Annotated in this window: 13 protein-coding genes; 11 read left to right on the forward strand and 2 right to left on the reverse strand. The window is 45.8% G+C overall.

Annotated elements, in window-relative coordinates; translation table 11 throughout:
• Positions 1 to 163: 163 nt before the first annotated feature.
• The 3 genes from NSS66_RS15255 (at position 164) to holA (ending at position 3,417) form a co-directional block, all read left to right on the forward strand.
• Complete coding sequence (locus NSS66_RS15255; RefSeq protein ID WP_023989520.1) at positions 164 to 712, forward strand: RNA polymerase sigma factor; 549 nt, start codon at positions 164 to 166, stop codon at positions 710 to 712.
• Positions 709 to 2,172 (forward strand): anti-sigma factor, encoded by a 1,464-nt coding sequence (locus tag NSS66_RS15260; RefSeq protein ID WP_340858310.1) that lies wholly within the window; start codon positions 709 to 711, stop codon positions 2,170 to 2,172. Before NSS66_RS15255 ends, NSS66_RS15260 begins: the two co-directional genes overlap by 4 nt.
• A 213-nt stretch (positions 2,173 to 2,385) precedes the next feature.
• The gene (holA, locus tag NSS66_RS15265) at positions 2,386 to 3,417 is read left to right on the forward strand and encodes a DNA polymerase III subunit delta (RefSeq protein ID WP_340858311.1); all 1,032 of its coding nucleotides are present in this window, start codon (positions 2,386 to 2,388) and stop codon (positions 3,415 to 3,417) included.
• A gap of 141 nt (positions 3,418 to 3,558) precedes the next feature.
• Here holA and rpsT read toward each other — a convergent pair whose 3' ends face one another.
• The gene (gene rpsT / locus NSS66_RS15270) at positions 3,559 to 3,831 is read right to left on the reverse strand and encodes a 30S ribosomal protein S20 (RefSeq protein WP_013311181.1); all 273 of its coding nucleotides are present in this window, start codon (positions 3,829 to 3,831) and stop codon (positions 3,559 to 3,561) included.
• A gap of 198 nt (positions 3,832 to 4,029) precedes the next feature.
• On the opposite strand from rpsT, the gene gpr reads away from it, so the two are divergent.
• The 6 genes from gpr (at position 4,030) to NSS66_RS15300 (ending at position 11,178) form a co-directional block, all read left to right on the forward strand.
• Positions 4,030 to 5,031, forward strand: a complete 1,002-nt coding sequence (gene gpr / locus NSS66_RS15275; protein WP_023989518.1) for a GPR endopeptidase — start codon at positions 4,030 to 4,032, stop codon at positions 5,029 to 5,031.
• A 223-nt stretch (positions 5,032 to 5,254) separates the two neighbouring features.
• Positions 5,255 to 6,514 carry a stage II sporulation protein P gene (locus tag NSS66_RS15280; RefSeq protein WP_023989517.1) on the forward strand — a complete coding sequence of 420 codons (1,260 nt, stop codon included), beginning with the start codon at positions 5,255 to 5,257 and terminating at the stop codon, positions 6,512 to 6,514.
• A gap of 27 nt (positions 6,515 to 6,541) precedes the next feature.
• Complete coding sequence (locus tag NSS66_RS15285; RefSeq protein ID WP_023989516.1) at positions 6,542 to 7,054, forward strand: hypothetical protein; 513 nt, start codon at positions 6,542 to 6,544, stop codon at positions 7,052 to 7,054.
• A gap of 71 nt (positions 7,055 to 7,125) precedes the next feature.
• Positions 7,126 to 8,940: a translation elongation factor 4 gene (gene lepA, locus NSS66_RS15290; RefSeq protein WP_023989515.1), complete on the forward strand. Its 1,815-nt coding sequence runs from the start codon at positions 7,126 to 7,128 to the stop codon at positions 8,938 to 8,940.
• 409 nt (positions 8,941 to 9,349) lie between these two features.
• On the forward strand, positions 9,350 to 10,537 hold the full coding sequence (gene hemW / locus NSS66_RS15295) for a radical SAM family heme chaperone HemW (protein ID WP_025723343.1): 1,188 nt from the start codon (positions 9,350 to 9,352) through the stop codon (positions 10,535 to 10,537).
• Positions 10,538 to 10,701: 164 nt separating this feature from the next.
• Complete coding sequence (locus NSS66_RS15300; protein ID WP_013311174.1) at positions 10,702 to 11,178, forward strand: N-acetyltransferase; 477 nt, start codon at positions 10,702 to 10,704, stop codon at positions 11,176 to 11,178.
• Positions 11,179 to 11,260: 82 nt separating this feature from the next.
• Here the strand turns inward: NSS66_RS15300 and NSS66_RS15305 are convergent, their stop codons facing one another.
• On the reverse strand, positions 11,261 to 11,827 hold the full coding sequence (locus NSS66_RS15305; RefSeq protein WP_231517115.1) for a hypothetical protein: 567 nt from the start codon (positions 11,825 to 11,827) through the stop codon (positions 11,261 to 11,263).
• Between the two features lie 330 nt (positions 11,828 to 12,157).
• On the opposite strand from NSS66_RS15305, the gene hrcA reads away from it, so the two are divergent.
• The gene (hrcA, locus tag NSS66_RS15310) at positions 12,158 to 13,189 is read left to right on the forward strand and encodes a heat-inducible transcriptional repressor HrcA (RefSeq protein WP_013372178.1); all 1,032 of its coding nucleotides are present in this window, start codon (positions 12,158 to 12,160) and stop codon (positions 13,187 to 13,189) included.
• Positions 13,190 to 13,310: 121 nt separating this feature from the next.
• On the forward strand, positions 13,311 to 13,883 hold the full coding sequence (gene grpE / locus NSS66_RS15315) for a nucleotide exchange factor GrpE (protein ID WP_013311172.1): 573 nt from the start codon (positions 13,311 to 13,313) through the stop codon (positions 13,881 to 13,883).
• Positions 13,884 to 13,936: the final 53 nt, after the last annotated feature.

Consider the following 13,936-nt stretch of genomic DNA (forward strand, 5'->3'; position numbering starts at 1 on the left):
ACCTTCCCTTTTTCTGTTATTCTAAGGGAGGATACGCTGGGGATTCTGGGCTTTTTGGTATAATTTTTTTTGTTAAAAAAATAAAATTAGTGTCAGACGTCTATCCTGCAACAATTTGCAAAAGGGATACGTCTGTAATATTGCAGGGAGAGGGGGATCCTTTGTGGTAGAGCAGGGACTCATTCGAGCCGCTCAATCGGGCGATCGCGACGCTCTCATTACCCTATTAAGAGAGATAGAACAGCATGTGTACCGTACGGCATATTACATTCTAAACAATGAGCAGGACGCCATGGATGCTTCACAAGAAGCCCTCATACGGATCTATTCCAAAATTAACTCTTATGAGGAAAAAGCGCAGTTTAAAACCTGGGTCCAACGCATTGTAACGAATATATGCATCGACAAATTCAGAAGAACGAAGCCCTCGGTTTCCATTGACGAGCACGACATGATATTCAACGATCCCCAAAACGTGGAGGTCGAGGTGCTGACCACTTACATGGCACAGGATGTTCGTGAAGCTATACAACAACTTCCGGAGCACCACCGGACGGTAATTGTCTTAAGATATTTGCAGGATTTCTCCTATAACGAGATTGCAGATTCTCTGGATTTGCCGCTAAATACGGTCAAGTCATACTTATATCGTGCAAGACAGCAATTGCAAGGGCTACTTCAGGAATATCAGAAAGGTGGTGTATCAGGATGAAGTGTGGGGAAGAGGTGATGGATTGGATGCAGCGTTATGTGGATCATGAGCTGGGCGAAGAAGAGACGTCCCAATTAATGAACCATATTGCGACTTGCCCGGACTGTGCGGAAAAATTTCTTATTCTTCAGACACTCTCTCGCGAGCTGGAGGAATTGCCTGCGGTTTCCCCGGCGTTCAGCCTGGTGGATTCCATCATGCCTCAGCTTGATGCCATTGACCGCGCACGTGAAGAACAGGGAAGTGCGCTTCAGGAAATGCAGCCTGTGGCTGTAGAGCCTGGACCAGTGCCTAGACAAAGTACCCAGCCTACACCTTGGTGGAACCGAATGGCTGGACGCGCTGCCATGGGCGTGGCTGCCGCTGCTGTTGTACTGGGGATTGTAGTGTTTAACTTCGAGCCTAAAACAGTGCAGGATGCGGAAGGCATACTTACAACCCAGACGCCCGAAGTGACGAATCCGCAGAATCAGACGGAAATTCTTCCAGGTACAGCCAATGGCAGTGGAGGCCGTGATGCAGCCATTGGTTCGGATTCTACACAGCAGCCGTCAGAGCAGGGGCAAGGAACGGATGCATCTCAGCTACCTGCGGATAAAGATCCTGACCTGAGCAAACAAGGTGCAACCAATGCAGATGATGAAAAGAACTCTTCCAAACGGGATGCTGGGAAACGTGACGATCAGCGAGCTGGGGAGGAAGATTCGACGAAGTCTGCACCAGCTGAACATTCTTCTCATCAGGATGAAGGGCAGGGACAGCTACGTACGGATCGTCAGGTGACAAAGGAAAATCCGTCTGCTGGAGATGCTCCTAAATCTGAGGACAAACAGTTAAGTCAGGAAAAATCTGATCGATCCACGATTGCTCCTGCTGAACAGGTGGAACCGAAAATGGAAAAAGCACCCCTAGCGGATACGGGTACCGCTCAGGACGATAATAATGGTAATACAAGTACGAATGATTCTTCTTCGTCGCTTAGTCAGGATTTGAAGGTACAGGATCGAATTGCGTCAAATGAAACGTCGAAAGAAACGACTTCCAAAAGTATCACAAAGGATTCGGGCAATGCCTTGGGAACGGATAGCAGCAATGCAGCTTCTAATGATCAGCAATCATCCGTGTCGCAAGACCCGGTTCGTAAAGAAGGATTTGTATCTAATTCACTGGTCTCTCCGGACAACAATAATGCTTCCAGCTATAGTGCCCAATCTGCCTCTACAGATCAGCTCAACTCGCCAGATGGTAGCTATGCGGTGGCTATTGAGGGCAAAAAGCTGAAAGTGTATAAGCTTTCTGATAACGGTGTAGACCGAACAACACTGGAAGTCCGTACTCTAAAAGGTGCCTGGGTCAAAGGAAGCTGGTCAGAAGACAGCCAGACCTTTATGTATGAGACGGAGCAGGATGGGACAGCAAGTAAATATACGTACACCGTCCCGCGCAGCACTGGAAAATAGTTTCCGTAAGTTGGCACACTTTTAAAAACAGAGAATATACTATATGAACCGACGTCGTATCCCGACGGCCGAAAGTTTCTAGAGCTTTCTGCTGCCGTGTTGATATAGATGGTGGTGAAGGGATCCTGTCTATAGGCAGGGTCCCTTCGTTTGTATCATGACTTGCCTTCCGGTCGGATGTCGGGTACGATCAGTGGGTGGGGGGAACGGAAAATGGATGTAAAAACAGCCTCTAAGGCTATTCGCAAAGGCGACATTTCGCCAGTGTATTTGCTATACGGCAGTGAAAAATATCAAATGAAGCAGTTTGTTGAGATGCTTAAAGAGAAAGTGGTGGAAGAGGAGCATCGTGACTTCGCCATCATTCCTTATGATTTAACCGAAACGCCAATTGAGGTGGTCGTGGAGGAGGCGGAAACAGCGCCTTTTCTGGTGCCAAAGAAGCTGATTATTGTACGGGATACCAGTGTATTTGCAGCAGGCAAAGATAGCGGTAAGATAGAGCACCGGCTTGAGACGCTGTTGACTTATATGGATAACCCGACTGACTATAGCGTCATCGTTTTTACGGTTCAGGCTGAAAAGTTGGATGAACGGAAAAAGATTGTCAAAAAGCTGAAAAGTGATGCTTCGGTTATTGCTTTTGCTCCAATGGGTGGAGATGATCTTATAGCTTGGATCCATAAGCGTGCAGGAGAAAGAGAAGTGCAATTGGCTGCAGGAGCTGCTGAAAGCCTCATTCAATTCACAGGTGCCGGGCTGCAATCCTTGGCTGCCGAGATAGACAAGCTCTGCTTGTACGCAGGAGCACAGGGAACGATCTCATCCGCTGATATAGAATCCCTGGTGCCTCGTAACACAGAGCAAAACGTATTTGCGATGGTTGAGGATCTGGCTAATTTGCGGCTGGATAAGGCGCTCAGTATTTTTTATGAGTTGCTTAAGCAAAAAGAGGAACCGATCAAGATTGCCGCTTTGATCACGCGACAGTTCCGTATTATGTTGCAGGTCAAAGAGCTGGCAGGTCAAAGCTATTCCCAGCAACAAATTGCGAGTCAGCTTAGTTTGCATCCTTATGGGGTGAAAGTTGCAGGGGACCAAGCGCGGAGGTTCCGTCCTGAGCAGCTGCGTCAGCTTCTCTACGAATTGGGCGAGCTGGATTATCATATGAAAACAGGTGTCGTTGACAAGGTACTGGGACTGGAGCTATTTTTGATGAAAATGGGTGCGGGGGCTTCAATCTAATCCCCCCATGTGCTGTTATAGAGTCAGCTCATGTAGCGTGGAAAGCTGACTCTATAAATTAACAAAAGTTATAAACTAAAAAAACCTGATCAGCCAAGGCTGGTCAGGTTTTTTTCATTAACGTATGAAAGTAGCTCTTGCTTACGCTTGAGCTGTAAGAGCGTTAAGTTTTTTCGCCAAGCGGGATTTCTTGCGAGCAGCTGCATTTTTGTGGATCAGACCTTTAGTTACAGCCTTGTCCAGCTTTTGGGAAGCTACTTTGAAAGCAGCAGCAGCAGTTTCAGCTTCGTTACCTACCAACGCTGTATCGGCAGCTTTTACTGCTGTACGAAGCGCGGATTTTTGGGAAGCGTTCAACGCACGGCGTTTGTCGCTAGTTTTAACGCGTTTGATAGCGGATTTGATGTTTGGCATTACATTCACCTCCTGTAAAGGCATTACTTATGAACACAAACGTTTCACAACTTAAAATATTTTAGCATGCCACACCTCAAATTGCAATAAGAAAACATTCTGAGGCGATGCGAATTACAGGATGAAAATGGATGTGCATAAACCTGTTGGGTGTCTCGCACACTATAGTCAAAGATGGTATCCAAGGAGGCTTAAAAGATGGATCTGGATTTGCAGAAGTATGCGGTACGCACGGATTTGGCATTAGAGGCAAGAGAACTGGCCGAACGGGATCAGCCTGTACCTCTGTCGGGCATAAGTGAGAACGTGGAGGAAGATAACGGAATCAAAATCACACGGCTGGACGTACTGAATGAAGAAGGAGCCAACCGTATTGGGCGGGTACAAGGGCATTACGTCACGTTGGAAGTACCAGGCTTGCGTGAAGGCGACACGGGGCTCCAGCAACGTGTAGCTATTGCATTTGCAAAAGAAATGGAGCATTTTATACAAAAAATAGGGATCTCTAATACGGCAAAGGTACTGGTGGTAGGTCTGGGCAACTGGAACGTTACTCCCGATTCGCTGGGGCCGCTTGTCGTTGAAAATTTGATGGTGACTCGTCAATTTTTTGAACTGACACCTGATCAAATCAACCCGGGCTATCGAGATGTGAGCGCAATTGCACCGGGCGTCCTGGGTATTACGGGGATCGAGTCCAGTGAAATCGTTCAAGGCATCGTGGATCGCACAAAGCCAGAACTGATTATTGCAATTGACGCTCTGGCGTCACGTTCACTGGAGCGCGTCAATACGACCATTCAGGTGGCTGATATCGGGATACATCCAGGTTCAGGTATTGGCAACAAGCGGCGCGGTATCACCAAGGATATTATGGGTGTTCCGTGTATCGCTATCGGCGTTCCGACGGTATGCTACGCTTCTACCATTGTCAATAACGTAATCGAACTGATGAAAACACATTTTACCAAAGAAAAGGCTTCTACAAAAGCAATCCTGGGGATGTTGGACGATATTTCAGAACCTGAGAGACTTGGGCTGGTGAGAGAGGTACTGCAGCCGCTGGGGCATGATCTGATTGTGACTCCTAAAGAGATCGATGAATTTATTGAAGATATCGCGAACATCATTGCTACTGGATTGAACGCTGCTCTGCATGAAGCTGTTGATCCTGGCAATGTCGCCGCCTATACGCATTAATCAAGGGTTGGTAAAATCATATTTTATACCAAAAGTCTCTATTTAACAGGAATCTAATCTCTTTCAAAAAGGGAGGTGATATACCTGTGGTAGAGATTTTTTGTGTTCTAGCAATTGTTCTCCGTTCATAGAGTTGAAGTATAAGAGATTTCCGCAGCAGATAGGAACCCTATGTTCAGAATATAAAGCGGGTTTCGACGGGACGAAGGAGGACAAGGCTCACATGAAAAAAATTCAGACCTGGAACGTCGGAAGATGGAGAAGAAAAGGTATCGAAATTTTGGCGATGGGACATACGCTTGTGCTGCTGATCATGGGCTCGGCGCTTTTATTTGTCGTTTTGGGGCTAGGGGGATTGGCAGAAAATCGTCTACAAACATCTCCTGTTTCTTCGATGAAAGGATTGGCAGGTTCGGTGTCTAGCGGTTTTTTTGCGGATATGCTAGGTATGGAAGTACCTCATTTGGCACAAAAGAAGCAGCAATCTTCGTTGTCGGGTGAACAATGGTCGCCTTTTGTTTTTCAGATGCTTACAGGTATTAATCCGCAGGATCCCAAAAGTCTCATTTCTCGTGAAATTCCTGGCATGTCTGCGGGAGCGCCTGTCTTGCTGCGCAAGGGTTCGGGGAACACAAAGGTAGAGGGTCCTACGGATTATCAGCCCGATCAGGGAACGACGGATGCCCCTGGTGGCTCAGATGCATCTGAGAACCCACCGACTACTACGCCGGATATTCCGACAACACCGCAAACAGATCCGGCACGTGAAGATCATCCAGGTGATACGGCCAAAGGGGACAAGCGTATATTAATCTACCATTCTCATCCCAGAGAAGCATATAACCCACTACTCAGCAAAACCAGTTCCAACCCCAATTCAGGTTCTAAATCAGCCAATGTGTCAAGGGTAGGGGACTTCGTAAAGAAGAGGCTGGAAAAGCAAGGGATATCCACACTGCATGTAAACAAGGATTATGCCACTACAGTTCAAAATTACAATTGGAACTATTCCTATAAATATTCACGCGAAACAGTCAAGGAAGCTTTAGCTGGAAATAAAGGTTTAACTTATTTGCTTGATATTCATCGAGATTCACAACGTCACGGAAAAACAACAGCAACCATTAATGGACTCTCTTATGCCAAGGTGTATTTTATTATCGGACATGACAACAAAAATTGGCGCGAAAATGAAGCTTTTGCTGCTCGTATTCATGAAAAGCTGGAAAAATCGTATCATGGCGTATCACGTGGTGTATGGGGGAAAGATGGTGGCAAAGGCAACAACGGTGAATACAATCAAAGCTTATCTTCGCATAGCATTTTAATTGAAATCGGGGGTATTGACAACACCGAGGAGGAGTTGAAACGCACCTCAGACGTTTTGGCGGACATGATCGGTGAAGTGTATTGGGAAGATCAGAAAGCTCAGAAAGCGGGCACTAACGTATCGGATACAAAAAAGAGCAACAGCGGCAATTAAATGAGGTAGCGGTAAGGGGGGAAGGTAATGTCTGGACATTTTCGTAATAAAGCACTTGGATTTGTATTGCTCATGGGGGCAGGTATTCTACTGGGTATGCAACTGGCAGGATCTGGCCTGCGTTCAGTGTATGGACCGGAATGGAACGGGGATACGATTCAATCGGTAAATCAACAGAAAGTCGGATATGAACAGACGGTTATTGAGGATACACCCGCAGCTAACGCTCGTGCATATAGCGGTACGTATAGCACAAGTGGAAATGTTAAGGTTGAGCCGAAAACGGGAGCGGGTATAAATGAAGCTAGTGGAAGGGAAGAAAATGAGGAGCAGACGGAACTCGGGGCATCCAGGTGGTATTCGACGACTGCGCAGCATGTCAATACTCAGGACCTGGAGACACCGCGTGAACTGTTAGCCGTCAAGGGACAACAAGCTTCGGTGGATACCATGGCGGACAAAACGGCTGGGCTGCTGCAAAACCTATCAAGACAGGGGATTCGATGGGTTGTGTCTGTTTTTGACGGAGTGACAGAATAGAAATATTGCTGACCCCCTATACAACTGCTATAATAAGCTGATTGACACTAGGCATTGTGTGGGGGTAAGGCATGACTGACATATTGGCAAGACAACGTAAAATTCGGAACTTTAGTATCATTGCACATATAGACCACGGTAAATCCACGCTGGCTGACCGGATTTTGGAATACACCGGTGCACTCACATCCCGTGAAATGCAGGAGCAAGTGCTTGATCAGATGGATCTGGAACGGGAGCGCGGGATTACAATCAAGCTCCAGGCAGTGCGACTCACTTATAAGGCCGATGACGGCGAAGAGTACATTTTGAATCTGATTGATACACCGGGACACGTCGATTTTACCTATGAGGTTTCCCGAAGCTTGGCGGCCTGTGAAGGGGCCTTGCTAGTTGTAGACGCGGCACAGGGTATTGAAGCACAGACATTGGCTAACGTATATTTGGCGTTGGACAACAATCTGGAAATTCTGCCAGTGCTTAACAAAATTGATTTGCCAAGTGCCGATCCTGAACGGGTGAAGCAGGAAATCGAGGATGTTATCGGCTTGGATACGAGCGAGACTGTCCACGCATCGGCCAAAGCTGGAATCGGTATCAAGGAAATTTTGGAACAGGTGGTCAGAAGCGTACCTGCTCCGCAAGGGAATCCGAATAATCCGCTGAAGGCGCTTATTTTCGATTCGCATTATGATCCATATAAAGGCGTTATTGTGTATGTCCGCGTCGTAGATGGTAGCATCAAGGCAGGTTCCAAAATTAAAATGATGGCAACTGACAAAACGTTTGAGGTTATTGAAGTTGGTGCTTTCATGCCACGTATGAGCATCGTGGACGAGCTGAACATCGGTGATGTTGGTTTTATCGTTGCTGGTATCAAGCATGTGGGTGATACGCGTGTCGGGGATACGGTGACAGATGCAAAAAATCCAACATTAGAACCGATGCCAGGCTATCGGAAAATTAATCCGATGGTATATTGCGGTCTGTATCCAATCGAAACATCGGAGTATAACGATCTGCGTGAGGCGCTTGAAAAGCTACAACTGAACGATGCTTCGCTCAGCTTTGAGCCAGAAACATCAAGCGCGTTGGGTTTTGGCTTCCGTTGTGGATTCCTTGGTCTGCTTCATATGGACGTTATTCAGGAACGGATTGAACGTGAATTTAACATTCCACTGATTACAACGGCACCAAGCGTTATTTACCGTATTAAGTTGACGAATGGGGAAACAATCCAGATCGACAACCCATCGAATTATCCGGAAATCGGACGGATTGAACATGTGGAAGAGCCCTATGTAAGAGCAGGTATTATCGTCCCTAATGATTACGTAGGTACGGTGATGGAGCTTTGTCAAACCAAACGTGGTGAGTACGTAAATATGGAATACTTGGATACGACACGGGTAACCATTACGTATCAAATTCCGCTGTCTGAAATCGTATATGATTTCTTCGATCAGCTTAAATCAAGTACCAAAGGTTATGCTTCCTTTGATTATGAGATTTCAGGCTATCGCCAGTCCAACCTGGTGAAAATGGATATCTTGTTGAATGGCGAGCAGGTCGATGCGCTGTCGTTCATCGTGCATAGAGATCGGGCTTATCATCGCGGACGTATTATCTGTGAGAAGCTGCGCGAGCTAATCCCGCGTCAAATGTTCGAGGTGCCAATCCAGGCATCTGTGGGAACAAAGGTCGTGGCGCGTGAAACCGTTAAGGCGATGCGTAAAAACGTCTTGGCCAAATGCTACGGCGGCGATATTTCCCGTAAACGGAAGCTGCTTGAAAAGCAAAAAGAGGGCAAGAAGCGTATGAAGCAGGTCGGTAACGTAGAAGTACCACAGGAAGCATTTATGGCGGTACTGAAAATAGATGAGTAAAGCTGCTTGAAGTATTCGTCCATTCTTTCATGGGGCATTTGCCGTGCATGGAGAATGGACGTTATTTATTTGAGCAAGCTATCCAAAGATGGAATGTTTGTTATCTCGGTTGCAAAAATAGTATAACAACAGTAGCTTTAGCGTATTTCTAAAGATGCTTTACTCTTACTGCAACACCTACATCACAAAAAATGACCGATGGTGGTGGGCAGCAGCGGAGTGGATGGAATCGTTCTGAAGAAGCGTTAGCGTTCGCCTTTATCCCCGGATCTTACCCTATTAAGTTTATTTACAAAGAAAAAATCCGGGGGTAACAGCGATCGGAAGAATGATCCATCCACGGAGCGTTCTCCCCCCTCTTCGCCATTTTTTTCAATCACCACACACTGAATTGACAAGGAGGATCGGTATGACCGCATCCATACAAAAACATGAACATTCATCCGCGCCTCAAGCGGTTTACCTGCATATACCTTTTTGCACGAATAAATGCTTTTACTGTGATTTCAACTCTTATGTGCTCAAGGATCAACCTGTTATGGAATATCTGTATGCACTGGAACGGGAGATGGAACATACAGTCAAGCTTCACCCGCCAGGAGAGATTAAAACCATTTTTGTCGGGGGCGGAACACCAACTACCCTAAACCCGAAAGAAATGGAATATTTCCTGAAGAGCGTCCGAACCTATTTCCCAAATTGGGCGGAAGATATTGAGTTTTCCATGGAAGCCAATCCAGGCACCACTGATTTTGAAAAACTCTCTGTGATGAAAGAAGGCGGCGTCAATCGACTCAGCTTTGGTGTACAGGCTTTTCAGAATGAGCTACTCACAGGCATAGGTCGTATTCACAGTACAGATGACGTATATCGCAGTTTGGAAAACGCCCGTAAGGTTGGCTTGGACAACCTGTCGATTGACCTGATGTTCGGTTTGCCGAACCAAACGGTGGAGATGCTGCATGAAAGCGTCAGTAGAGCGCTAGAGCTGGAGCTTCCTCATTACTCTATCTACAGCTTGAAGGTTGAAGAAAACACACTCTTCCATACGCTGTACCAGAAAAATCAGCTGCCACTTCCACATGAGGATGACGAACTGGAAATGTATTTACTCCTCATGCGTCGCATGAAAGAAGCGGGGTATGAGCAGTATGAGATTAGTAATTTCGCAAAACCAGGCTTGGGGAGCAAGCACAACATGACCTATTGGCGAAATGAGGACTATTACGGTCTCGGCGCTGGGGCACATGGATATGTTGGCAGAGAGCGTCATATGAACATTAAAGGCATTAACCCTTATGTGGAGGCTAGTCGTAATGGTTTACCACGTCTGGATAGCTTTGAGGTGCCGGCGGCGGAAGCCATGGAGGATTTTCTTATGGTCGGTTTGAGAATGCTAGAGGGCGTATCCAAGTCCCGCTTTGAAGCTCAATTCGGTCAGGCATTGGAGGATACGTTTACTGCTCCTCTCGGGAAAATGCTCAATGCGGGGTTAATCGAATCAATTGAGGACGGTTATCGTTTGAGTGAACGCGGCATTTTATTCGGAAATGATGTATTTGCAGAGTTCATCGGTTCAATCACGGTAAATTCATAAGTCGTAAGTCGTAGGCTTCAATACAGTACGTTTCAACTTCGTAAGCTGGGACAATCATTTTATAACAACATTCTGTCAAAGCAGGGTAAATGGAGTATTGCGATTCTATGCGTGATGTTGTATATTTATTCATTATATGCGGCAAGCGGCAGGAGGAGAGCAAGATGGCTTCAGTGTGTAAAGATGTATTGTGCAGAAGTGCGGTTCCTGAGGATGTGGAGCCTTTATATCAAATGATTAGCGGCTATGCAGAGCGGGGGATTATGCTGCCACGTTCGAGGGAAGTGCTTACGCGCCAACTGGAGCTATTTATTGTTGCAGAGGTGGACGGCGAAGTTGTTGGTTGTGGTTCTTTATGCAAATTGGGCGCTGATCTGGTAGAGATTCGCTCCCTTGGCATCTCTGAGGGACATAAAGGTATGGGTATTGGCTCCAAGCTCGTGGAGGGCCTTATTATAGAAGCACGGCGGCAACGTATTCCTAAAATTATGGCATTGACCTACGAGGTCTCCTTTTTTATAAAAAACGGTTTTGATGTAGTAAGTAAAGAGATTTTCCCTGAAAAGGTATGGACCGACTGCATTCACTGTAGTAAACAAAACAATTGTGATGAAATCGCAGTGTTGAAAGTACTGAACTGACCTGTCAATAATGAGGTCAGTTCTTTTTTCATCAGGCCATAATCGTGCGTTTGTTATACAGCCTACATTGTTTAATCCTGGTTCATTTCTCATATGCTTTGAGCAACCACCAAATGAATTGATGATGAGGCTCCAGTTCGGAAGGTATTCCATTCAGGCTTCTTATGGGATGGTCCTTATGATAATCAGTATCATTATAAAAGTATGAAGTGCCGTCTAATGGAACTCGGTGTTTATATTTATACAAGGCGACAACATATCTTTCAGACGCTCCGCTTCTGCTTGGACTATATGTATATCCTTCCCAATCGGCTAGTGTTAAATCATCGTAATGTTGTATTGCCGATATACTGTATTTTATTTGCTTGGGAATACTTGGACTGAATTCTTGAGGGTAAAACAAAATGGTATTCCATATGCTTAAAAGTATTGTAGGAACCAAGATTAAGGCACAACACAGGGGGCTTAATTTACGAATTAAATGGATGGCTGAATTAATAAGGGCTGCATTCAGGGTGAAAACTAATGGCAAAGCCACTATTCTTCCTAGTCCTGTATACGGAAACAACTTGATTAAAATGTGAAACATACAAATTGTAGGTAAAAGTGCGGTCGATGCGTATAAAAGGTTGCGGCGATTAGTTCTCAAATATAATTCCTCCTCAAGGACAAAGAAGATGTAACGGTATGAAGACATAGTCTCGAACGAATTTTCTGTTTTATGAATCTCTATACATAAATACGGTATTAATACGATGAATAATGAGATTTTTCGCAAAAAAGTGTAAACGGTTTGCATTTGCTGCAGTAAACTAAACTGTTGTAATAAATCTTGTTTATTGAAAATACTGATCTGACTTGACAATGATCAGGTCGGTTTGGTATTTTTGTATTATCGGTTAGCACTCATCGCGAACGAGTGCTAATGATTCCATTTAACAATCATGCTATTATGGATAAACAACAAGGGGGGATTCGCTTGTTAACCGAACGTCAGAGGCTCATTCTGAATGCGATTATTGATGACTACATTCGTTCGGCTGAGCCAGTGGGTTCCCGCAGCATATCCAAAAGGCAGGATGTCGGATTCAGCCCGGCCACGATCCGTAATGAAATGTCGGATTTGGAGGAACAGGGCTATCTGGAGCAACCCCATACTTCTGCGGGACGCATCCCGTCTCATAAAGGCTATCGTTATTATGTGGACCATTTGGTGCCACTGAATACACTGAAGCCTATGGAAATGCGGGAACTGAAAGCCTTTTACGCCGAAAAGCTGAATGTAATGGAGCAAGTGATCCAGCATGCGTCAGGCATTTTGTCCCATATGACCAATTATACTTCCATCCTGCTTGGGCCGGAGGTTTTTCATACTTCATTGCGTCATTTTCAGCTGCTGCCGCTCAACGAAACGACGGCTGTAGCGATTATCGTGACCAATACCGGTCAGGTGGAGAATAAAACGGTAGATATTCCACCGGGAATTTCGATTTCCGAGATGGAGAAGGTTGTGAATTTACTGAACAGCAAGCTGGTCGGTGTGCCGATTTATCAGCTTAAATCACGCCTTTACACCGCACTTGGTCAGGAGATGGAGAAGCATGTGTCTCATTTTGAGGACGCTATGAAGGTGCTGGATAAAGCACTGGATAATGAATCGGATCAGCGCTTGTATTTGAGCGGTGCGACGAACATGCTCAATCAACCTGAATTTAAAGATGTAGAAAAGGTTAAACATATTCTCGATCTGCTGGAGGAAACACCAACGCTGCTTAAACTAATGACACCTGTTGCCGGGGCACCTGAAATTCAAGTCCGCATCGGCACTGAAAATGATCATGAGGCGTTTGCCAATTGCAGCCTGATTACTGCTACGTATGCAGTAGATGGAGAAGCGTTGGGCACTATAGGCATACTGGGTCCGACACGGATGGAATATGCGAGAGTTATTAATATTTTGGGTATCCTGTCTAAGGATTTGACCGCAATGCTAACGCAACGGTTTAAATAGAACAAGACCGCATAGGTTGCGGTACTACATGTTCCGCGCCGGGATACGGTTTGTATCCTGCGCGGGTGCATTGTTGCGTGTTTTTGTAAAGGTAGTTATGACTTGAAGGAGGTGAAACATTTTGAAGGAAGAACAAGCGTTCCAAGAAGAAAAACAACAAAATGTAAGCACAGAGGAAGCCGCCGAAACGAGCCAGCAGGAAGAGCCGGTTAATGAAGCGGCAGCACTGGAAGACCAAGAAAGCGAAACAGAGCTGACTAAGCTTCGCGCACAGGCGGAAGAGCATCAACAGCGGTTTTTACGCGCTCAGGCGGATTTTGATAATTTTCGCCGTCGTACGCTGAAAGAAAAAGAAGACCTTGCCAAATATGCATCTATGAAGCTGGTTACCGAGTTGGTGCCTGTTTTGGATAACTTCGAGCGTGCGCTGGCAACAGCACCGCAAGGAGCGGAGTCTGAGTCATTCAGCAAAGGCGTGGAAATGATTTTCCGCCAGTTTGAGAGTGTGCTTCAGGCAGAGGGTGTAACGGCCATGAATTCGGTGGGACAACCGTTTAATCCGGATTTCCATCAGGCTATTATGCAGGTGGAGAGCGAAGAGCATGAGGAAGGCATCGTCGTTGAAGAGGTACAAAAAGGATACATGCTGAAGGACAAGGTGCTTCGTCCAGCGATGGTAAAAGTGAGCATGTAGCTTTTTCAATATACATTAGAAATACATCATTTTGATTCAACCATTCTGGCCTG

The organism is Paenibacillus sp. FSL R10-2748 (assembly GCF_038005565.1).
GTDB lineage: Bacteria > Bacillota > Bacilli > Paenibacillales > Paenibacillaceae > Paenibacillus > Paenibacillus polymyxa_B.

What these genes read in the sequence shown, in the direction of transcription:
- NSS66_RS15260 (WP_340858310.1), top strand. Translation starts at nt 709, where the DNA reads ATGAAGTGTGGGGAAGAGGTGATGGATTGGATGCAGCGTTATGTGGAT.
- holA (WP_340858311.1), top strand. Translation starts at nt 2,386, where the DNA reads ATGGATGTAAAAACAGCCTCTAAGGCTATTCGCAAAGGCGACATTTCG.
- rpsT (WP_013311181.1), bottom strand. Translation starts at nt 3,831, where the DNA reads ATGCCAAACATCAAATCCGCTATCAAACGCGTTAAAACTAGCGACAAA.
- gpr (WP_023989518.1), top strand. Translation starts at nt 4,030, where the DNA reads ATGGATCTGGATTTGCAGAAGTATGCGGTACGCACGGATTTGGCATTA.
- NSS66_RS15280 (WP_023989517.1), top strand. Translation starts at nt 5,255, where the DNA reads ATGAAAAAAATTCAGACCTGGAACGTCGGAAGATGGAGAAGAAAAGGT.
- NSS66_RS15285 (WP_023989516.1), top strand. Translation starts at nt 6,542, where the DNA reads ATGTCTGGACATTTTCGTAATAAAGCACTTGGATTTGTATTGCTCATG.
- lepA (WP_023989515.1), top strand. Translation starts at nt 7,126, where the DNA reads ATGACTGACATATTGGCAAGACAACGTAAAATTCGGAACTTTAGTATC.
- hemW (WP_025723343.1), top strand. Translation starts at nt 9,350, where the DNA reads ATGACCGCATCCATACAAAAACATGAACATTCATCCGCGCCTCAAGCG.
- NSS66_RS15300 (WP_013311174.1), top strand. Translation starts at nt 10,702, where the DNA reads ATGGCTTCAGTGTGTAAAGATGTATTGTGCAGAAGTGCGGTTCCTGAG.